At 39.0% G+C, this 19815-nt stretch carries 25 protein-coding genes, 1 rRNA gene and 2 pseudogenes; 3 read left to right on the top strand and 25 right to left on the bottom strand.

Annotation, left to right across the window (positions count from 1 at the left end):
* Both J7W16_RS20310 and J7W16_RS20305 read right to left on the bottom strand, forming a co-directional pair.
* Positions 1–78, bottom strand: a 16S ribosomal RNA gene (locus tag J7W16_RS20310); the annotation flags it as partial.
* Positions 79–379: 301 nt separating this feature from the next.
* Positions 380–607, bottom strand: coding sequence for a hypothetical protein (locus J7W16_RS20305; protein WP_210599301.1), 228 nt, complete (start codon positions 605–607; stop codon positions 380–382).
* 186 nt (positions 608–793) lie between these two features.
* Here J7W16_RS20305 and pdaB point away from each other — a divergent pair, with 186 nt between their 5' ends.
* Entirely contained in the window at positions 794–1555 is a 762-nt protein-coding gene (gene pdaB, locus J7W16_RS20300) for a polysaccharide deacetylase family sporulation protein PdaB (protein ID WP_210599300.1), read from the top strand.
* 52 nt (positions 1556–1607) lie between these two features.
* Here the strand turns inward: pdaB and J7W16_RS20295 are convergent, their stop codons facing one another.
* On the bottom strand, positions 1608–2192 hold the full coding sequence (locus J7W16_RS20295; protein WP_210599299.1) for a KinB-signaling pathway activation protein: 585 nt from the start codon (positions 2190–2192) through the stop codon (positions 1608–1610).
* Between the two features lie 151 nt (positions 2193–2343).
* Between J7W16_RS20295 and gerD the strand changes: the two genes are divergently transcribed.
* Positions 2344–2961: a spore germination lipoprotein GerD gene (gene gerD, locus J7W16_RS20290; protein ID WP_210599307.1), complete on the top strand. Its 618-nt coding sequence runs from the start codon at positions 2344–2346 to the stop codon at positions 2959–2961.
* A gap of 59 nt (positions 2962–3020) precedes the next feature.
* Here gerD and J7W16_RS20285 read toward each other — a convergent pair whose 3' ends face one another.
* The 5 genes and pseudogenes from J7W16_RS20285 to J7W16_RS22555 all read right to left on the bottom strand — a co-directional run.
* A complete protein-coding gene (locus J7W16_RS20285) occupies positions 3021–4076 on the bottom strand; it encodes an Mrp/NBP35 family ATP-binding protein (RefSeq protein WP_246880122.1) in 1056 nt (351 codons plus the stop codon).
* 73 nt (positions 4077–4149) lie between these two features.
* Positions 4150–4863, bottom strand: coding sequence for an N-acetylmuramoyl-L-alanine amidase CwlD (gene cwlD, locus J7W16_RS20280; protein ID WP_210599305.1), 714 nt, complete (start codon positions 4861–4863; stop codon positions 4150–4152).
* An 84-nt stretch (positions 4864–4947) separates the two neighbouring features.
* Positions 4948–5385, bottom strand: coding sequence for a YbaK family protein (locus J7W16_RS20275; RefSeq protein WP_210599298.1), 438 nt, complete (start codon positions 5383–5385; stop codon positions 4948–4950).
* A 154-nt stretch (positions 5386–5539) separates the two neighbouring features.
* A pseudogene (locus J7W16_RS22560) lies at positions 5540–5875 on the bottom strand (methyl-accepting chemotaxis protein); the annotation flags it as partial.
* A 198-nt stretch (positions 5876–6073) separates the two neighbouring features.
* A pseudogene (locus J7W16_RS22555) lies at positions 6074–6457 on the bottom strand (PAS domain-containing protein); the annotation flags it as partial.
* A 362-nt stretch (positions 6458–6819) separates the two neighbouring features.
* Between J7W16_RS22555 and J7W16_RS22670 the strand changes: the two are divergent.
* Positions 6820–8601, top strand: a complete 1782-nt coding sequence (locus J7W16_RS22670) for a methyl-accepting chemotaxis protein (protein WP_210599296.1) — start codon at positions 6820–6822, stop codon at positions 8599–8601.
* 498 nt (positions 8602–9099) lie between these two features.
* On the opposite strand, the gene rpsI is transcribed toward J7W16_RS22670, so the two are convergent.
* The 17 genes from rpsI to rplO form a co-directional block, all read right to left on the bottom strand.
* The gene (rpsI, locus tag J7W16_RS20260; RefSeq protein ID WP_210599295.1) at positions 9100–9492 is read right to left on the bottom strand and encodes a 30S ribosomal protein S9; all 393 of its coding nucleotides are present in this window, start codon (positions 9490–9492) and stop codon (positions 9100–9102) included.
* 19 nt (positions 9493–9511) lie between these two features.
* Positions 9512–9949 carry a 50S ribosomal protein L13 gene (rplM, locus tag J7W16_RS20255; protein ID WP_210599294.1) on the bottom strand — a complete coding sequence of 146 codons (438 nt, stop codon included), beginning with the start codon at positions 9947–9949 and terminating at the stop codon, positions 9512–9514.
* Positions 9950–10130: 181 nt separating this feature from the next.
* Complete coding sequence (gene truA / locus J7W16_RS20250) at positions 10131–10880, bottom strand: tRNA pseudouridine(38-40) synthase TruA (protein WP_210599293.1); 750 nt, start codon at positions 10878–10880, stop codon at positions 10131–10133.
* 13 nt (positions 10881–10893) lie between these two features.
* A complete protein-coding gene (locus J7W16_RS20245) occupies positions 10894–11694 on the bottom strand; it encodes an energy-coupling factor transporter transmembrane component T family protein (protein ID WP_210599292.1) in 801 nt (266 codons plus the stop codon).
* A 6-nt stretch (positions 11695–11700) separates the two neighbouring features.
* On the bottom strand, positions 11701–12567 hold the full coding sequence (locus tag J7W16_RS20240; protein ID WP_210599291.1) for an energy-coupling factor transporter ATPase: 867 nt from the start codon (positions 12565–12567) through the stop codon (positions 11701–11703).
* On the bottom strand, positions 12543–13379 hold the full coding sequence (locus J7W16_RS20235; protein WP_210599290.1) for an energy-coupling factor transporter ATPase: 837 nt from the start codon (positions 13377–13379) through the stop codon (positions 12543–12545). The genes J7W16_RS20240 and J7W16_RS20235 overlap by 25 nt, the downstream gene beginning before the upstream one ends.
* Positions 13380–13489: 110 nt before the next feature.
* Positions 13490–13852, bottom strand: a complete 363-nt coding sequence (rplQ, locus tag J7W16_RS20230; RefSeq protein ID WP_210599289.1) for a 50S ribosomal protein L17 — start codon at positions 13850–13852, stop codon at positions 13490–13492.
* A gap of 77 nt (positions 13853–13929) precedes the next feature.
* Entirely contained in the window at positions 13930–14874 is a 945-nt protein-coding gene (locus tag J7W16_RS20225; protein WP_210599288.1) for a DNA-directed RNA polymerase subunit alpha, read from the bottom strand.
* A 165-nt stretch (positions 14875–15039) separates the two neighbouring features.
* Positions 15040–15432 carry a 30S ribosomal protein S11 gene (rpsK, locus tag J7W16_RS20220; RefSeq protein WP_210599287.1) on the bottom strand — a complete coding sequence of 131 codons (393 nt, stop codon included), beginning with the start codon at positions 15430–15432 and terminating at the stop codon, positions 15040–15042.
* Positions 15433–15452: 20 nt separating this feature from the next.
* Entirely contained in the window at positions 15453–15818 is a 366-nt protein-coding gene (gene rpsM / locus J7W16_RS20215) for a 30S ribosomal protein S13 (protein ID WP_210599286.1), read from the bottom strand.
* 21 nt (positions 15819–15839) lie between these two features.
* Entirely contained in the window at positions 15840–15953 is a 114-nt protein-coding gene (gene rpmJ / locus J7W16_RS20210; RefSeq protein WP_003322638.1) for a 50S ribosomal protein L36, read from the bottom strand.
* Positions 15954–16052: 99 nt separating this feature from the next.
* The gene (infA, locus tag J7W16_RS20205; RefSeq protein WP_010896341.1) at positions 16053–16271 is read right to left on the bottom strand and encodes a translation initiation factor IF-1; all 219 of its coding nucleotides are present in this window, start codon (positions 16269–16271) and stop codon (positions 16053–16055) included.
* Between the two features lie 4 nt (positions 16272–16275).
* A complete protein-coding gene (locus tag J7W16_RS20200; RefSeq protein WP_210599285.1) occupies positions 16276–16584 on the bottom strand; it encodes a KOW domain-containing RNA-binding protein in 309 nt (102 codons plus the stop codon).
* An 18-nt stretch (positions 16585–16602) separates the two neighbouring features.
* On the bottom strand, positions 16603–17349 hold the full coding sequence (map, locus tag J7W16_RS20195; protein WP_210599284.1) for a type I methionyl aminopeptidase: 747 nt from the start codon (positions 17347–17349) through the stop codon (positions 16603–16605).
* The gene (locus J7W16_RS20190; protein WP_210599283.1) at positions 17346–17999 is read right to left on the bottom strand and encodes an adenylate kinase; all 654 of its coding nucleotides are present in this window, start codon (positions 17997–17999) and stop codon (positions 17346–17348) included. The genes map and J7W16_RS20190 overlap by 4 nt, the downstream gene beginning before the upstream one ends.
* A 71-nt stretch (positions 18000–18070) precedes the next feature.
* Entirely contained in the window at positions 18071–19363 is a 1293-nt protein-coding gene (gene secY, locus J7W16_RS20185; RefSeq protein WP_210599282.1) for a preprotein translocase subunit SecY, read from the bottom strand.
* Positions 19363–19803, bottom strand: a complete 441-nt coding sequence (gene rplO, locus J7W16_RS20180; protein WP_210599281.1) for a 50S ribosomal protein L15 — start codon at positions 19801–19803, stop codon at positions 19363–19365. The genes secY and rplO overlap by 1 nt, the downstream gene beginning before the upstream one ends.
* Between the last annotated feature and the right edge of the window lie 12 nt (positions 19804–19815).

Raw genomic sequence — 19815 nt, 5'->3', positions numbered from 1 at the left:
CCCATTAGTCCGCTCGACTTGCATGTATTAGGCACGCCGCCAGCGTTCGTCCTGAGCCAGGATCAAACTCTCCATAAAATTGGTTTGAGTTTAAATAGCTCAATACTTGTTGCTGACTTTTAAAAAAAGTCTAAATTGACGAGATGTCCTTACTGTTGAAGTCAACAGTGAAATCTCTATTTCGCTTGGCTTTTGTTCAGTTTTCAAAGAACTCGTTTCGTCAACCTCTCAAGGCGACTTTTATAATATATCACAACAACAACTAAACTGTCAAATACTTTTCAAAAAAATAATAACTGACTATTAACCATTACTTGTTGCGTGGACTAATAATATAGCATGTCCTATCTACTTGAGTCAACCCCAAAACGCAACCGACTCATTGAGTATTTCGTCGGTTACGATTAAGTATATACTTCATAGTTTCCTTTGGAGGTACAAATCGCTTGTAAATGTTAAAAACAATTTGGTACTTATCCTCCATCGCACTTTTTACTACTCCATCAATACGAGGATCCGATAAATCTAAAAGTAGCTCCTCCATCTCTCGCTTTAACATATATTCCACTTCTTGTACTTCCTTCTCATTTAACATAAATCCTAACACTGCATCCACCTCGACTATTGTGACTAGACATTGATTTAAATTATACTTCCATAATCGAACTCCTCTTATGTATCCTCTCTTTGTTCTTTAATCTTTTAAATTGTTTTCAAATATGTCCAATTTTATTCATATCTTGTCCTTATTCGCATAGATTGGTGATAACGAATAAGGAGGAGGACATACGAGATGAAGTTTATTTGGGTATTCCACGCTAAACGAATCAAGCAATTATCTCTAATAATTATCGCTGCTTTTTTTACAGCCGGGTTACTTTATGTAGAGCGTTCACAAATTACCGTCTTTTCTACACCTGACGGACCACAGGCTTTCTATAAAGCTGAAACTGATAACAAAGAAGTTGCTTTAACCTTTAATATTAGTTGGGGCGATCAACGCTTAATCCCTATTCTTGACATTCTTGACCAAAAAGAGATTGATCATGCAACCTTTTTTGTTTCTGCTTCTTGGGCCGAAAGATATCCTGATCTAATCAAAGAAATAAAAGATCGAGGCCATAGTATTGGTAGTCATGGCTATAGATACAAGGATTACACTAAATGGAGTGAAGAGAAGATAAGAAAGGATATTAACGAAAGTACACTAGTGTTATCCGAACTCCTTGGTGAAAAACCAACATTGCTTCGTCCACCAAATGGTGCATTTAATAAGAGTGTTCTCCAGTTAGCTGACAAACAAGGTTATAGTATTATTCATTGGAGTGTTAACTCAAATGATTATCAAAATCCCGGTGTCGATAAAATTGTCGAATCAGTTGTTCCAGTTGCCAATTCCGGTGATGTGATCTTATTCCACGCTTCAGATTCAGTTAAGCAAACACATAAAGCATTACCAATTGTTATTGATCAACTGAGAGGAAAAGGCTTCACATTTACTACAGTTGACGACTTAATGGCAGGAACTGAAACAGAAAATGAAGAAGTTAAATAAATCAAAAAGGTGTTCCAATCGGTTTAAGTAACCGTTGAAACACCTTTTTAGTTTACGCTCTAGTTAAGCGGTGTAAAACCAAAAGCTGCCACGTGTTGGCAACGAGTAATGGGGTTACATATAACCATAGCCATTTTGTATCATTTACAGTTAATGCTGGGACCCATTCAATCGTAGTAATTACAACGATAAAGAAGAGAGCAGGTACAAAAGCACCCTTATTTGTATCTTTTGCTTTAATATAGGCAATGATTAGTCCATAGGCAAGCAGTAAAAGGGGCATAAGGAAATAGCCAAAGATCGTTTCCCCTGGTTCAGCAAATGCAAGAAACCGGAAATAAATAAGATCAAATATAACAAAAACAATAATAATAATTTGTACAGCATTCCAGAGTTTCTGTGACTTAAAAAGGCCAAGTCCAAAACGATGAACCGTTAAGTAAGCAAAGAATCCCATCTGGCTAATTAAACTAAATGCTGCACTAATCCCCATCAGCCAAATCAAACCAAAAATAAGATTTAAAAACGTATCTTCAATATAAACTTGATAATCTAAGATAAATCCAACAATTGTCCCACTAAGGCTTCCAATTAAAAGTGTGGAAAAAAACAAATAGACCACTTTACGACTATTCACAGGCAAATCCCCCAAATTCAGTTATGCTGTCATGATTGTATCAATGTCCCTTAGAAAATGCTAGTTCTTCTAACAGGCAATGAATAATTTCAATCGAAATATCTCAAATTAATGACAAAATGATTGAAAGGAGCCATCCGTCGTGAAAAAAATGCAACAATTCATCATTCTTTGCTTCATCTGCACCCTTCTTTCTAGCTGTGCAGCAAACGAAAACAGCGGTGGAAATACCAGTCCTGACTATGAAGGAACAAAGAAAATGATGGTTGATATGCTTCAAACTGATGAAGGAAAGAAGGCAGTTGAAGAATTAATAACTGAGGAAGAAATGCAACAAAAGCTAGTTATGGATAATAATTTTGTTAAAGAAACAATTCAGCAAACATTAACATCAGAAGACGGAAAGAAATTCTGGCTTGAAGCAATGAAGGATCCTGAATTTGCGAAAACTTTTGCTGAGAGCATGCAAGCTGAGAATGAAAAGATTCTAAAAGGTCTTATGAAAGACCCTGAGTACCAAGAAATGATGATGACCATACTGAAAGATCCAGAAATGGAGGCCGCAGCTCTTGAACTTATGCAATCAAAAGAATACCGCCAACAAGTTATGACGATTATGCAGGAATCATTTGAAAGTCCTTTGTTTGTAGCAAAGATTAATGAAATTTTGATGACCGTTACAGCAAAGCATCTCGATGAATTAACGAAACAAGCAGAATCTGGTGGTGAAGCTAAGAAAGAAGAGGGTGGCGGTGAAGGTGGCTCTTAACTAGGAAATAAGCTTGCTGGAGGAGACTCCAAGCAAGCTTATTTTTTATCTAGACGTAGTTATACGGTTTTATCAATGATTCGTTGTGCGATGCTTGTATAAATCTCACCGATTGGATGATCCTTCGCATAAACTGAAGGAGCGAAATCATCTTTATTAATCTCCGGCTGCCCCAGTGGAATTTGGCCTAATAATTCGGTTTTCAATTCTTCGATTAAGCGCTCGCCTCCACCTTGGCCGAACACATATTCTTTCTCTCCAGTAACCTTACTCTCAAAGTAAGCCATATTTTCAACCACACCTAAAATTTCATGATGTGTTTTAATCGCCATTGTCCCTGCTCGTGCTGCAACAAAGGCTGCAGTAGCATGTGGTGTCGTAACTAGAATCTCTTTTGAATGTGGTAGCATTGTGTGAATATCTAATGCAACATCTCCCGTTCCTGGTGGTAGATCTAACACTAAGTAGTCAAGCTCCCCCCATTCAACCTCGGTAAAAAATTGATTTAACATTTTACCTAACATTGGTCCTCTCCAAATAACAGGAGCATTATCTTCTACAAAGAAACCCATTGAAATCACTTTTACCCCAAAACGATCAACAGGATAGATTCGCTCCCCTTTTACTTGAGGTCTTTCTTCAATCCCCATCATATCAGGGACACTAAAGCCATAAATATCGGCATCAATGATTCCTACTCTTTTTCCAAGTCGAGCAAGTGATGTAGCCAGATTCACGGAGACTGTTGATTTACCAACCCCTCCTTTACCACTTGTTACAGCAATGAAGGTTGTCGGACTATTTGGAGCTAGGATCGACGGACCATTGTATGTAGGTTCCAAAGTACCACCGAGTTTTTTAATTTCTGCTTCCGTAAGCTCTTCAAATCTTAAACCAACAGAATCTGCCCCTTCTCCTTTAATGATGTGAACGATTTCTTGCTGAATCTCCATCTGATCCGCGGTTCCTGTTTTAGCAAGAGCAATTTTCAAGCTAACATTGTTATCCTTGATTTTCACTTCTCGGACGCCGCCCGTTTCAACTAATGCTTTATTTAAATCTCTATCCTTTATATGCTTTAAGGCTTCTAGAACAATTGCTTCTGTTATTGCCAAATCGGACAACTCCTTTTTCCAATGATATACACTTAGTATAGCATAGGAAAGCGTTTGACTTAATTATAGCTACTTATTCAGGTACCTTTTCATTCGTGTAGTATCTCATAATTCCTTGATAAATTGATGCTGCGACCTTCTGTTGGTATTCAGTCGTGTTTAATGCGTCTGCTTCCTCTGGGTTAGACAGAAAACCAGCTTCTATGAGTGCTCCTGGAATCTTCGCATTCTTCACCAAATATACATTATGAATTGGCTTTGCTTGACGTGTTGTATTTTCAAGGTTATCACGCACTTCATCTTGAATAAATTTGGCAATGGCTTCATTTTCAGGGTTGGCACGATTATAAAAGACCTGAGCACCATTCCATTTTGGTGAGGCAATTGCATTTAAATGTAAGCTTACAAAGAGATCTGCATCAGACTCATTTATAATATCAACACGTCTTTTCAAATCTTCAATTTTTCTTTGACGAATGCGTTGCGTATTATCGCCTGCAAGATCACGGTCTTCTTCTCTTGTCATTAAAACAAGTGCTCCAGCTTCCTGTAAATAATCTCTTAATTGCAAACTTAATGATAACGTGACATCCTTTTCCAATGTTCCAGTTTTGGAAATTGCTCCCCCGTCGATACCGCCATGTCCTGGATCTATAACAATGACTTTTCCAGACAAAGGAAGGTTCCAAGTCCCCCAAGAATCATTGCTTACAAATTGATATTGTATAATGAATAATAAGCTTACTACCCCTAAGGCGAATCCACCGCCCTTTAACCACTTCTTCACATTCACGTTTTACCCCTCCTCGTCCACTTCTATTTATATATATTGGGACAAGGAAGAGAATATGAAGTGATTTTTTAATAAATCCTAATGAAGGCGCATCCGATGTCTTTTTTCCCCTTCTCTAAAGCCCTCACTCCACCAACGTTCTACAAAATTCTCAGTGGCCAGTTTTAAAGAATCAAGAACATACTCAGAATCGAGTAACCATCCTTGAAGTAAATTAAAGATAACATGAGTGATTTCAGTCAATTCCTCGTCACAACGAGCTTTTACCTGCTGCTCACTTTCCCCGTAATACCCAAACTTAGCAAATTCAGCTCCGAGCAAGTAAGCATCAATTGCCATATCCATGCAAGGATCAAGTAGAAAGGGATGAGATAAAAAGTGAAAAGGCACTATTGGTTTAAACTGAACCTCGACATCTGCCTTTAAATTCTTTAAAGAAAGATGCTTCAGAACATTTCGTTCAAATTTCCATTGCTTTTCTCTTCTCTTATTAGCTAATGTCGTTACAACTGTCATCCGTTTTCACCTTCTTCCTTCTTTTCTTATTAGTATGAGGAACGTTCAAATCATAAATGCAGTGGAAATCCTGTTGAAATTGACCACGTATATTTTAGTGTCCAAACAAAAAAGCCTCATTTCGAGAAGTGAGGCTCATAATTTAGATATTAATTTACAACGTATCTCTAAATGTTTTTGCATGTACATCTAGTTGTCTCGATGATTCACCAATCTCTGTAAATTCTTCCATCGCTTTTGCTAATAGCTCTTGGCTCTCAGTAATACTTTTTTCGGAACGCTCGGTCACCTCACTAATCTTTGTTATTTCATTAGTGATACCTCCGATGTGGGAATTCACTTCTTGAATCGACTCTTGAACCCCGTTAGCCAATTTTCTAACTTCATTTGCGACTACGCTAAACCCTCGACCATGTTCACCAGCACGAGCAGCTTCGATCGCTGCATTTAATGCTAATAAATTCGTCTGTGACGCAATGCCTCTAATCGTCTTAACAATATCTCCAATTGAAGCTGACTGCTCTTTAAGTGAGTGAAGATTCGCGAAGTTTTCTTTTGATTCTAAGACAAGCTTATCTGTTACATTTTCTACTTCTTTACTTTTATCAATTCCCTGCTCAGCTCGTTGACGTAATTCAGAAGCCATCACTTGTAACCGACTTGCCATTTCAAGGGTCTGATTCTCCCTATCTGTAATATCTGTAGCTACCTTCACTACTGCAACTATCTTCCCGTTATCATCGTAAACTGGCGAATATGTAGCTTCTAACCAAATGAGACGACCCGACTTTGTTACACGCTGTATTTTCTCTTGAAAGCTCTGTCCATTTCTTAAGTTCTTCCAAAGATCTTGATACTCACGACTATTAGCAAACTCCTCTGTACAAAATTGCTTATGTAGTAGATTAGGCATTTCGTTAACCGTATATTCCATTGTTTCTGCAAAGTTCTGATTTGCCCACAATACCTTACCATTCGGATCAAATTGAATCATGGCAAATGATTGTTCAATTGCTGCGATTACTGCTTCTTGATCCAGCACCTGTGTACTTCTTTTTAATCCTTTGATCATTCTATTACCTTCTTTACGTTTTATCTTGTCATACTCTTATCTTAACAAAGAAGTTTAAAGTGTTTCAATATAAAGCATTTTAAAATAGAAATATTTTATTTTTGTAAATTCTTAAGTTGTTATTTGTTGAATTATGTTGAATATTTGTACTTACATGTATTATTATTAATATGAAATTGAAAAGGTTGTACTTACCTGTTGTGTGATGACTCTAAGAATGAAAGAACTCTAGATTTGAAGTAGAAAACAAATCACATAACTACATAGGAATTATTAATTTGTAAACGCTTTCTTATATACAGTTAAGATCAGTTTTCTTAACTTTATATATACAAACAGATAGGGCTAAAGGGGGTTTTTAAATGAAAAACCGATTCAAGAGAGGTAAACGAAACTCAGAGAAAACAGAGAAAAAAGAAAAGGTGAACGCTAAGAAAAGAAAAAGAGCATTCCTTGCCAATATGAATATTGGAAGGAAATATGGATTGACGTTGTTAGTTATATTTATTTTATTCGGAAGCTCAACAGTGTTGGTAGGTAATTTCATATCGGACATCGGAAGAAACATGGATGAATTAGAAAGAAGGGGAGACAGAGCTCTTAATATAGCAGAGATGAACACACTTACGCAGGGAATGGGACAACGAATTGCCAATTATGTTCATTACTCAACGCAATCATACGCTGATGAATTTTTTTACCAAATGGAAACATTTACTCTTATAGCAGAAGAAGTTGATGCTAATCTTCGAACACCGGAGCAAAAAGACCTCCTTGCAATCGTCGTAACGAACACCCAGACAATTAATGAGGCTTTTTCAGAACAAATTGTACCGGCAGTTCGAGATGTGGATTTTGTTACCGCTAAAAGGACAGCGAGCGATATGAATAATCTTCAACTTGAATCTGTCATGATTTTAGAGACATTAGAAGATATCATTAACGAAGAAAGACAGCTAGCCGTACAGGAGGCCAAAGAAAGCCAGGAAGCAACGTTTTCTGTATTAATTATTTCAATGGTCATGACCGTACTTATTGGTACTATTCTCGTCTTCATCATCAGTAGGATTATTTCTAAAAATCTCAAAACCGTGGTCGACGTTAGTAATGAGATTGCAACAGGTAATTTATCTGTCCAAACAATAAATTATCTAGGAAAAGATGAGATTGGACAGATTGCTTTAGCCATAAATACAATGAGTCAAAATTTAAGAAATATGATTCAACAAATATTAACCATTTCCGAATCAGTTCATCAACAAAGTGAAGGGTTAAGAAATTCATCGTTCGAAGTTAAGGAAGGTTCTGCACAAGTAGCTGTTACAATGCAGGAACTTTCTTCAGGTACAGAGTCACTTGCCAACCACGTTAATGAATTATCAACAACAATGGTCCAGTTTGCGGACAAGGTTGGTGGAGTCAACGAAAGTGGCGAGAATATTAATGGAAAATCGAGTGTTGTTTTGGACATGACCGACAAAGGAAAGAAGCTGATGGAATCTTCTATTTCTCAAATGTCGAATATAGACCAAATTATGAAGGATGCTGTACAGAAGGTAGAGGGATTGGATGATCAATCCAAACAAATTACAAAGCTAGTATCTGTTATAAAGGATATTGCAGACCAAACAAACTTACTTGCTCTTAATGCTGCAATTGAGGCAGCTAGAGCCGGTGAGCATGGCAAGGGGTTTGCAGTTGTTGCCGGTGAAGTACGCAAACTCTCTGAACAAGTGAGTACGTCAGTAAAAGACATCACAACGATTGTTAAAAACATTCAGAATGAAACAGAAACTGTCACTGGTTCTCTTAAAATGGGTTATAACGAAGTGTTAGAGGGTACAACCCAAATTAAGAACACAGGAGAAACATTTAACGGGATTAGTAATGCTGTATCTCAAATGGTGGAAAACATTCAAACAGTCACAAGCAATTTATTAACCATTTCTTCAACAAGTCAAATAATGAGTTCATCCATTCAAGAAGTCGCTTCTATTTCTGAAGAGTCCGCTGCTGGAGTTCAAGAAAGCTCGGCCACTACAGAACAGATAAGTACGACAATAGAACAAGTCGCAAAGAACACAGAGGAATTATCGGTTTTATCAAGAAAGTTAAACGAAATGGTGAAAGGTTTTACCTTGTGAGCAAGTGATAGTGACTTAGGTAAATGAAGAGATTGGGACAAAAGTGATTTAACTAATAGAAAATCCGAACAAAGATAGGTGGCGGACGTAAACCGCTCCTGAAATATACTACGCTTTCCGCGGGAAGCCGGTGAGCCTCCTCGGCTATGCCTGTGGGGTCTCACCTTTGGCTTTTAGATCCCGCAGGAGTCTCCGTATATTTCATCCGCTACGTAATTGCTTTGTTCAGTATTTCATTTAGACACTTTAGTTATGTCCCAGTCTTTTTATTTTTTCTAGAGGTACAGGTATGAATCATTATGCCAACACAATAATATTAATTTCCAGGGTAATTACATCCTTTTTGCGAAGACTCCCCCACTATGATATCCCGGTAAACAAATTGAGATGATGGTTATCATAAGTCATTTGTGAAAAAACAGATGGTCAAAACGCGGTCAAGTTTTTCGGCCATAAAAAAGACCCCCATCCAAATGGATGAGAGCCTTGTGTCTTGTATTAACGCTTTGAGAACTGAGGTGCACGACGTGCTGCTTTAAGACCGTATTTCTTACGTTCTTTCATACGAGCATCACGAGTTAAGAAACCTGCAGTCTTTAATGAAGGACGGTTATCAGGATCTACTTTAAGTAGAGCACGTGCTACACCGTGACGGATTGCACCCGCTTGTCCTGTGTACCCACCACCATCAACATTAACGTGAACGTCATATTGACCTTCAACGCCAGTTTCTACAAGTGGTTGCTTAACAATAAGCTTTAATGTTTCAAGATTAAAATACTCATCTAATTCGCGACCGTTAACAACGATTTGACCGTCGCCTGGTAATAGACGAACGCGAGCAACTGAGTGCTTACGACGACCTGTACCGTAATATTGTACTTGTGCCAAATTAATACCCTCCTATCGATTAACCGCGAAGTGTGTAAACTTCTGGTTTTTGAGCTTGATGTTTGTGTTCGCTACCCGCATATACATGTAGCTTCATTCCTTGTGCACGTCCAAGAGTATTCTTTGGAAGCATACCTTTGATTGCTAGCTCAAGCATGCGCTCAGGCTTCGTAGCACGCATATCGCCAGCAGTTGTTTGCTTCAAACCACCTGGGTGATTTGTGTGACGATAGTAAATCTTGTCTCTTAATTTGTTACCAGTTAATTCAATTTTCTCTGCATTAATGATAATTACATTATCACCAGTGTCAACGTGTGGTGTAAAAGTTGGCTTCATCTTCCCACGAAGAATTGATGCAACTTCTGATGCTAAACGACCAAGAGTTTGGCCTTCAGCGTCTACAACGTACCACTTACGCTCAACTTCGTTTGGCTTTGCCATATATGTTGTACGCATGATTTTCCCTCCTAAAGAACAATCACTTTCAAATTTTGCAAGATAGTTTTTAAACAGTGTCTAGTGTAACCATTCCTGAACCCGGGGCTAGTGGGTTTTTGGAATTACCATCTAACATCATATAATATTAAAAACTTAATGTCAACAAAATGTTACACTAGGCATCGTTGTTAATATACAGTTAAATTATGACATCCTTATAATGAACCTTCCAAAGGTATAGACCTTGTGCCGGAGCTGTCTTACCAGCCTTGGTTCGATCCTTTTTTTCAAGGATTTCTCTTACTTCACTAACTTGTTTCTTGCCTGCTCCAACTTCAAGCAATGTACCGACAATAATTCGAACCATATTATATAGGAACCCATTCCCTCTCACGATAAAAACAAGCTCATCCTCTTCTTCTTTGATGACAATATCCGTTATCGTACGGACTTTATCAACGACACTCGTATTGGCCGCACAAAAAGATGAGAAGTCATGTTCCCCAAGTAAAACTAAGGAGGCTTCTCTCATTTGATCCACAGCTAAAGGGTTAGTTACTTGAAAGGTCAGATTTCTTCTAAATACGTCGCCATTCCTTCCGATTAAGATGCGGTAACGATACTCCTTACCTATTGCATCATATCGTGCATGAAATTCGTTATTTACGGGTGTTGCCTTCATTGCCCTAATATCATTAGGTAAGCAAGCATTCAGAGCATGTGGCCATCTTTCTGCGGGAATAGGGAGGTCTGTGTCAAAGTGGATAATCTGACCTCTTGCATGTACACCTGCATCTGTTCTTCCAGATGAAGTTACTTTGACATACTGTCCTTTATGCAGCGACAATAAACCACGTTCAATTTCCCCTTGAACGGTCCGTTTCCCTGGCTGAACCTGATAACCAGAAAAGCCAGTACCTTCATAGGTAAGTAGGATAGCAATCCTCAAGACAAACAACTCCTTACGCAAAACGTAACAATATAATGATTGTCCCAGTGAGTAGAACAATTCCAATTGCGATCGTATCAATTGATTTCCAGGAGAGCTCTCGATACTTTGATCGACCAACTCCACCCCTGTATGCTCTAGCATCCATCGCTAGTGCTAAATCCTCAGCACGCTTAAAGGAATGTACAAACAGAGGAACTAACAGAGAAATTAGAGCGAGAATTCGCTTCTTCCAAGGTCCAGATGTATAACTAACCCCTCGAGACATCTGTGCCTTCATCAGCCGTTCTGTTTCTTCAAAGAGCGTTGGGATAAAACGTAATGCAATAGAAATCATTAAAGCAATCTCATGTGACGGTAATTTGAGCTTCTTAAAGGGCTGTAACAAAGCCTCTAAGCCATCTGTCAGAATAATAGGTCTCGTCGTCAACGTAACCAGTGAAGTAAGAATAACAATCGCTAGAAGCCGGACAACAATAAAGAAACCTTCCCTTAATCCCTCTTCTGTTATTGTTAGGTAAATGCCCTCATAAATGATCGAGCCTTCCCGATACGTAAAAAGCTGAAGAATGAATGCAAAAATGACAAATATGAGGATAGGCTTAATCGCTTTTAAAAAAAAGGAAGCCGAAATTCTTGATAAAAAGATCAACATGAGCGTGAAAAATAAAACAAAGCCAGTTGCATACCAGTTGGTTGCAAAGAAGATGATAATCACAAGGACCATCACGCCAAGTAATTTAGAGCGAGGGTCAAGTCTATGAAGAATGGAATGACCGGCAATGTACTGCCCGATGAGTACATGTTGGAACATCTGAAACTATCCCTCCTTTGACCTTATATACTTAGCAATATAACTAGCAACTTCATCACGCTGATAGTACGATGGTACATCTGCCAATGAGAAGGCATTTGCGAATTTCTTGATAAAACGTAAAGAATCAGGTAATTCAAGACCAAGTGATTGCAAAATAGCAGATTGACCAAACACCTGATCGCGATCACCGTTTAATACAATCTCACCATCATTCATTACTATAATAGAATCAGCATAATTAACGGCATGTTCCATTTGATGTGTAACGAGGATGATTGTCGCTCCATTTGTCCTCTGGTATTCTTTAAACATATCCATTATCTCTTGGCTTCCTTGAGGGTCTAAGCTCGCTGTAGGTTCATCTAGTAATAGAACCTTAGGACGACTCGCTAACACCCCTGCAATAGCCACTCTTCGCATCTGGCCACCACTTAAATGAAAAGGAGAATCCCCAAGAATCGTTTCAGGTAAGCCAACTAATGCAAGCGACTCAAGAGCTCTCACTTTCGCTTCTTCTGCTGAAAGACCAAAGTTTAACGGACCAAAACAAATATCCCTTTCAACAGTCTCTTCAAATAATTGATGCTCTGGATATTGAAATAGGAGAGCTACGTCCTGCCTTAGAGAACGCATATCCATCCGTTTTTCTTTAGCACTGAGTCGATATTGTCCAACCTTAATATGTCCTTCTGTCGGCTTTATCAGACCATTGACATGCTGAATAAAGGTTGATTTGCCTGAACCTGTTTTCCCAATGACTACTGTAAAAGAGCCTGAAGGAATTGAAATGTTCAACTGATTGAGTGCTTTTTTTTCAAGCGAGGTTCCCTTCATATAGGAATGACTTACATTGTTGAATATGATGTCCATAGCTCCGCGATCAACTCCTCTTCCGACAGACAACACGTTTTAAACGATAGTCCCTTTTCTTCAAGTTGTCTTTGCATTAAAACCGGAAATGGTAATGATAAACCTGCATTTAACGGAATATCTGAATTTGAAAAGAATTCACGAGGGGTTGTATCGACCTGAAGAGTGCCTTGATCAAATAAGAGAATACGATTTCCTAGTATTGCTTCATCCATATCATGTGTAATAGAAATAATCGTTGTTCCTTGCTGGTGGAGCATCTTCATTGTTTCTAACACTTCAGATCGACCACCAGGATCTAACATCGATGTTGCCTCATCAAAGACAATGATATTTGGTTGCATCGCCATCACCCCAGCAATCGCTACCCTTTGCTTTTGTCCCCCGGACAGGCGATGTGGTTCAGATTCAAGAAGATGGGAGATTCCAATTAATTTAGAGTACTTGTCAATCCGTTCTTTAATCTCTAAGCGGTCCATTCCTATATTCTCTAAGCCAAAAGCAAGGTCATCCTCAACAATCGTTGAAACAAATTGATTTTCTGGATTTTGAAAAACCATTCCAACTGTCTGACGAATTTCCCACAAAAGCTCCTCATCATGTGTCGCCTTCTCTTCAACTAAGACTGTTCCATCAGCAGGGAGCAGCAGTCCATTTAAAAGGCGAGCAAAAGTAGACTTGCCGGACCCATTTCGGCCGACAATTGAGACCCAATCATTTTCTTGAATAGCTAATGAGAGCCCGCTTACTATCTGATCAGTAGATGATTCATACTGAAACGATACATTCTCTAGTTTGATAATGGTAGACATGTCCTCACCTCAAAAAAAAGCAAACAAAAAAGGGCCCAGAGTCAGAGCATGCTTGCTCAGATCTGATTTGCCCTTTGTCGCCTCTTCTATTCACACTACTATCAAATTAATTATACAAGCTCAATAATTACCATTGGTGCTCCGTCTCCACGACGAGGTCCAATTTTAAGGATGCGTGTATAACCACCTTGACGCTCTTCATAACGAGTTGCAATGTCAGAGAAAAGCTTTTGAATTGCATCTTGTCCTGATTCCTCATTCGCAACTTCTCTGCGAATAAATGAAGCAGCTTGACGACGTGCATGCAAATCGCCACGCTTTCCAAGAGTAATCATTTTTTCAACGATTGGACGAAGCTCTTTCGCTTTCGCTTCCGTTGTTTGAATGCGTTCATTGATGATAAGGTCAGTAGCTAAATCACGGAATAGAGCTTTACGACCAGAACTATCACGACCTAATTTTGCGTATGCCATTTTCGTTTCCCTCCCTTGTCACTTACTAATACGAATGGATCACAGAAAGAAACAGAGTTTTGCTTTGTTACTTAATTTCAGTCTTCGTTACGAAGGCCTAGACCAAGTTCCCCTAGCTTCTCTTGTACTTCTTCTAATGATTTACGACCAAGATTACGTACTTTCATCATATCCTCTTCAGACTTATGAGTAAGTTCCTGAACAGTATTAATACCAGCACGCTTTAGGCAGTTGTAAGAACGAACAGAAAGGTCTAATTCTTCAATCGTCATCTCAAGAACCTTTTCCTTTTGATCTTCTTCCTTTTCAACCATAATCTCAGCATGTTGCGCTTGATCCGTTAATCCTACAAAGATGTTTAAATGCTCAGTTAAGATCTTTGCCCCTAATGAAACAGCTTCTTCAGGGCGAATGCTTCCGTCAGTCCAGACATCAAGAGTTAGTTTGTCATAGTTGGTCACTTGACCGACGCGCGTATTCTCAACTTGATAATTCACACGAGAAACTGGTGTGTAAATTGAATCAATCGGGAGAACTCCAATTGGTTGCTCGTCATTCTTATTCCCTTCTGCTAATACATAACCACGACCACGCTTTGCAATTAAACGCATATGAAGATGTGCACCTTTTGCAAGGGTTGCAATGTGTAGGTCAGGATTTAACACTTCAACATCACTGTCATGTGTTAAATCAGCAGCTGTAACGACTCCTTCTCCTTGAATGTCAATCTCTAACGTCTTTTCTTCATCAGAATAGATTTTAAGAGCTAACTTTTTCAAGTTCAAGATAATCGTAGTTACATCTTCTACAACACCTTCAATTGTAGAAAACTCATGTAATACTGAATCAATCTGAACAGATGTTACAGCAGCGCCAGGTAAAGAAGAAAGTAGAATACGACGTAAGGAGTTACCTAGAGTTGTTCCATAACCTCTTTCGAGTGGTTCAACTACAAATTTCCCATACTTTGCGTCTTCACTTATTTCAACCGCTTCAATATTTGGCTTTTCAATTTCAATCATTAAACAAACCCTCCTTCAAAACGTCGAACTCCGGTAGACTGCAAGGATTGCCATACCGGATAACCAGTAGGCAATTTCCAAGCTATACACTAATTTGCCAACAGGACTGTTATCGCTCTATCCATTATAGACAAATTAGGGGAATCTATACAAAACTTAGTTCTGTTATACTCTACGACGTTTTGGCGGGCGGCAGCCATTATGTGGAACTGGAGTAACATCTTTAATCATGTTAACTTCAAGACCAACAGCTTGCAGGGAACGGATCGCCGCTTCACGTCCTGCACCAGGTCCCTTTACAGAAACCTCAATTACCTTCATACCATGTTCCATAGCTGTTTTTGCAGCTGATTCAGCAGCCATTTGAGCCGCGAATGGAGTTGATTTACGAGAACCTTTAAATCCTAATGCGCCAGCACTTGCCCATGAAATAGCATTACCGTGTGTATCCGTAATTGTCACGATCGTATTGTTGAAAGTTGAGCGAATGTGAGCAACACCAGATTCAATATTTTTACGTTGACGACGCTTTGGACGAGTATTCGTTTTCTTAGCCATTTATTATGCTACCTCCTTTCTTACTTCTTCTTGTTAGCTACTGTACGACGAGGACCTTTACGTGTACGAGCATTATTTTTAGAATTTTGTCCACGAACCGGTAATCCACGACGATGACGGATTCCGCGATATGAACCAATTTCAATTAGACGCTTAATATTAAGGGATACTTCACGACGAAGATCACCTTCAACTGTGTGAGCTTCAAGAGCTTCACGGATACGTCCTAATTCTTCTTCAGTCAAGTCACGAACACGAGTATCCTCAGATACACCTGCTTGAGCTAGAACTGCCGATGCTTTAGCTTTGCCGATTCCAAAGACATACGTAAGTGAAATAACTACACGCTTATCACGTGGAATGTCGACACCTGCAACACGTGCCATATATGTGCACCTCCTTGTAATTTATCCTTGTTTTTGCTTGTGCTTAGGGTTTTCACAAATAACCATTACCGTCCCTTTACGACGGATAACTTTACACTTTTCACAAATAGGCTTGACTGATGGTCTAACCTTCATTTTTTTTACCTCCTATTTGGTACGGAGTGTCTGGTTAAAATTAACCAGATTTAAGCAACATAATCATAGATCATCTTGCTAGTCGCTCTCGCAACATTTTTATTTGTATCGATATGTGATTCGTCCACGAGTTAGATCATAAGGCGAAAGTTCCACTGTCACCTTATCACCAGGTAGGATTCGAATGAAATGCATACGAATTTTCCCAGATACGTGGGCAAGAATCTTATGACCATTTTCTAATTCAACACGAAACATCGCATTAGGAAGAGGTTCAATAACCGTACCTTCCACCTCAATTACATCTTCTTTTGCCATGGATTCACTCTCCTTCCTTCAGTAAATCAGAGTGTTGCTCCAAAAAGTTCGTAATTGCATAACGTAACTTTCCGTTAGTAACACGTCCTGTCTCTATAAAGCTATTGCTTACTTCATCAGCAATGTAATCAACGAGCTCTAGGTGATTAAGGTTCTTCTTTTTCATTCGGTCAATTTTACGCATATCACCATCAGCAATACATACAAAACGGTCATCAACCAATTCAACGATCACGCTATACTGACCGATATCTCGACCTTTTGTAATTCGTACAATTTGACCAATCTCCGGACTTGGACCAGAGTCATTCATAATAACCATCACCTACATTTAAGCTTTTGTTAAGATCTCATACCCTGAATCTGTGATTGCAATTGTATGCTCAAAGTGTGCACAATTCTTTCCATCAACAGTGACAACCGTCCAGTCATCAGAAAGAGTACGTACATAACGAGTACCAGCATTTATCATTGGCTCAATTGCTAATACCATTCCCGGTTTCAAGCGTGGCCCTTTACCTGGCGGACCATAATGAGGGATTTGCGGATCCTCATGTAAGTCTTGCCCAACACCATGCCCTACATACTCACGGACAATTGAATAACCTAATGGTTCTGCATATACTTGAATAGCATGGGATATATCCGAAAGACGTGCTCCAGCTTTCGCTTGGTCAAGTCCCTTATAGAGTGACGTTTCCGTAACATCTAGTAAGTTTTGATCTGAGTCAGATATCTTACCAACAGCATAAGTCCACGCAGAATCTCCATGATAACCATTCAGCTTAGCACCAATGTCAATGCTAATGATATCTCCATCTTTAAGCACTCGCTTACCAGGAATTCCGTGCACCAATTCCTCATTTACCGAAGCGCAGATGCTACCAGTAAATCCATTATAGCCTTTGAATGAGGGAGTTGCACCATGTGAACGAATCAACTTTTCTGCAATCTCATCCAGTTCCTTAGTAGAAATACCAGGTTGAACATGTTGTTTTAACTCTTGATGTGTTAAAGCAACAATTTTACCAGCTTCCCGCATGATTTCTAGTTCTCGTTCTGTCTTACATATGATCATGCATGAATTCCTTTCAGCAACTGATCTATGTCCTCAAATACTTGATCAATATCTTGATCACCTTTGATGTTTTTGAGATATCCTTTACTCGAATAAAAATCAAAAAGCGGTTTAGCTTGTTTTTGGTTTACTTCAAGTCGTTTTTTAACCGTCTCAGCAGTGTCATCATCACGTTGGATAAGATCACTACCATCGATATCACATTTCCCCTCAACCTTAGGTGGGTTAAACATAATATGATACGTTTTACCAGAAGTAGGTGAAACGCGGCGGCCAGTCAGTCGTTCCATCAGCAAATCTTCTGGAACATCGACATTTAAAACATAATCTAGTTTGCGGTTCATTGAATCTAATAGTTGTTCTAGTGCTTCAGCCTGTGCAACTGTACGTGGAAACCCATCAAGTAGAAAACCATTTTTACAATCGTCTTCTGTCAATCGATCACGTACAATCCCAATCGTTACTTCATCTGGTACAAGTTCACCAGCGTCCATAAAAGATTTAGCCTTAAGCCCTAGTTCTGTTTGTCCTTTAATGGCGGATCTGAACATATCTCCAGTTGAAATATGAGGGATCTCATACTTCTTGACGATACGCTCTGCCTGAGTGCCTTTACCAGCACCAGGTAAACCCATCAAAATAAGATTCATCACTACAGTCCCCCCATCTACCGACTTAACAACAGGCGAACAGGAACAACGGTTGTTTCCTGTTCTTCCTATTACTTAATGAAGCCTTTATATGAACGTTTAATTAGTTGACTTTCAATTTGTTTCATTGTATCCAATGCTACACCAACCACAATCAATAATCCAGTACCACCGACTTGAACAGCAGCAGGTAATTCTAAAAATTGTGTAAAGAACACCGGGATAATAGAAATGGTTGCTAAGAAAAGAGCGCCAACAAAGGTTAAACGATATAAAATGCGCGTTAAGTAAGTTTCTGTTGTCTTACCTGGACGAATACCTGGAATATAGCCACCTTGTTTCTTAAGGTTATCAGCCATTTTTTCAGGATTAACTTGGATAAATGTATAGAAATACGTAAATCCAATAATCAAAGCAGCATATAAGACCATTCCCATAGGTTGAGTGTAGTCAAATATAGCTATGATCCACCCAGCAACAGGATTCTCGCTAAAGAAACCAGCAATTGTTGGAGGGAACATGAATAAAGATAAGGCAAAGATAACAGGGATAACACCAGCAGCATTAACCTTTAATGGTAAATGTGTTGATTGTCCACCTACCGGACTACGCCCAACTAATCGCTTTGCATATTGAACAGGTACTTTTCTTAAAGCTTGTTGAATAAAGATAACTCCAACAACAATGACTAGAATCGCAAGAGCAATAAGAAGAACTGTAACAATACTTAAAAATAACTGATCGCCAGCATTTTCAATTTGAGTAGCATAGAGTTGATTAACTGCTCCAGGAATACCTGCAGCAATACCTGCGAAGATAATGATAGAAATACCATTTCCAACACCCTTAGCAGTAATTTGCTCACCTAGCCACATTAAAAACGCAGTTCCAGCTGTTAAAACAAGTGCAATAAACAGATATGTCGGAATGCTTGAATTAGGTATCAAACCAGGGAATATGGAGTTGAATCCAATTGACATTCCCAGAGCTTGAATGAAACCTAAAACAATTGTACCGTAACGGGTAAACTGAGCTAATTTACGTCGACCCGTTTCCCCTTCTTTTGCCCATTCGGCGAACTTAGGTACTACATCCATTTGCAATAACTGTACAACGATTGATGCAGTGATGTATGGCATGATACCCATTGCAAAAATCGAAAAGTTCCCTAAAGCTCCACCACCAAACGTATTCAAAAACCCAAATGCATTTGCTTGATCATCAAAGAAATTCAGTACATCCTTGTTCGTACCTGGAACAGGAATAAAACTTCCGATCCGAAAAACAATGAGCATGAGTAGGGTGAAAATAATTTTGTTTCTTAAGTCACCCACTCGAAAAATGTTGGAGATTGTCCGGAACATTAAATCACCTCAGTTTTTCCGCCAGCTGCTTCAATAGCTTCGACCGCTGAAGCAGAAAACTTATGTGCTTTAACAGTTAGGCTTTTTTCAATATTTCCATTGCCTAAAATCTTAACACCATGCTTAACGTTCTTAACTACACCAGTTTCAATAAGAAGTTCAGGAGTTACCTCTGTACCCTTATCAAAACGGTTTAGTTCGTCAAGATTTACAATTGTAAACTCTTTACGAGTTGGATTTGTAAATCCACGTTTCGGCAAACGACGGTAAAGTGGGTTTTGACCACCCTCAAAACCTGGACGTACACCTCCACCAGAACGAGCATTCTGACCTTTGTGTCCTTTTCCTGCTGTTTTCCCGTTACCAGAACCAATACCGCGACCTACACGATTTCGAACTTTACGTGATCCTTCTGCAGGCTTCAACTCATGAAGTTTCATGTCGACACCTCC

The sequence above is a fragment of the Halalkalibacter suaedae genome (assembly GCF_017939705.1).
GTDB classification, from domain to species: Bacteria; Bacillota; Bacilli; order Bacillales; family Bacillaceae_D; genus Halalkalibacter; species Halalkalibacter suaedae.
The sequence above is the reverse complement of the archived record's forward strand: the minus strand, read 5'-3'. Positions and strand labels throughout refer to the sequence as shown.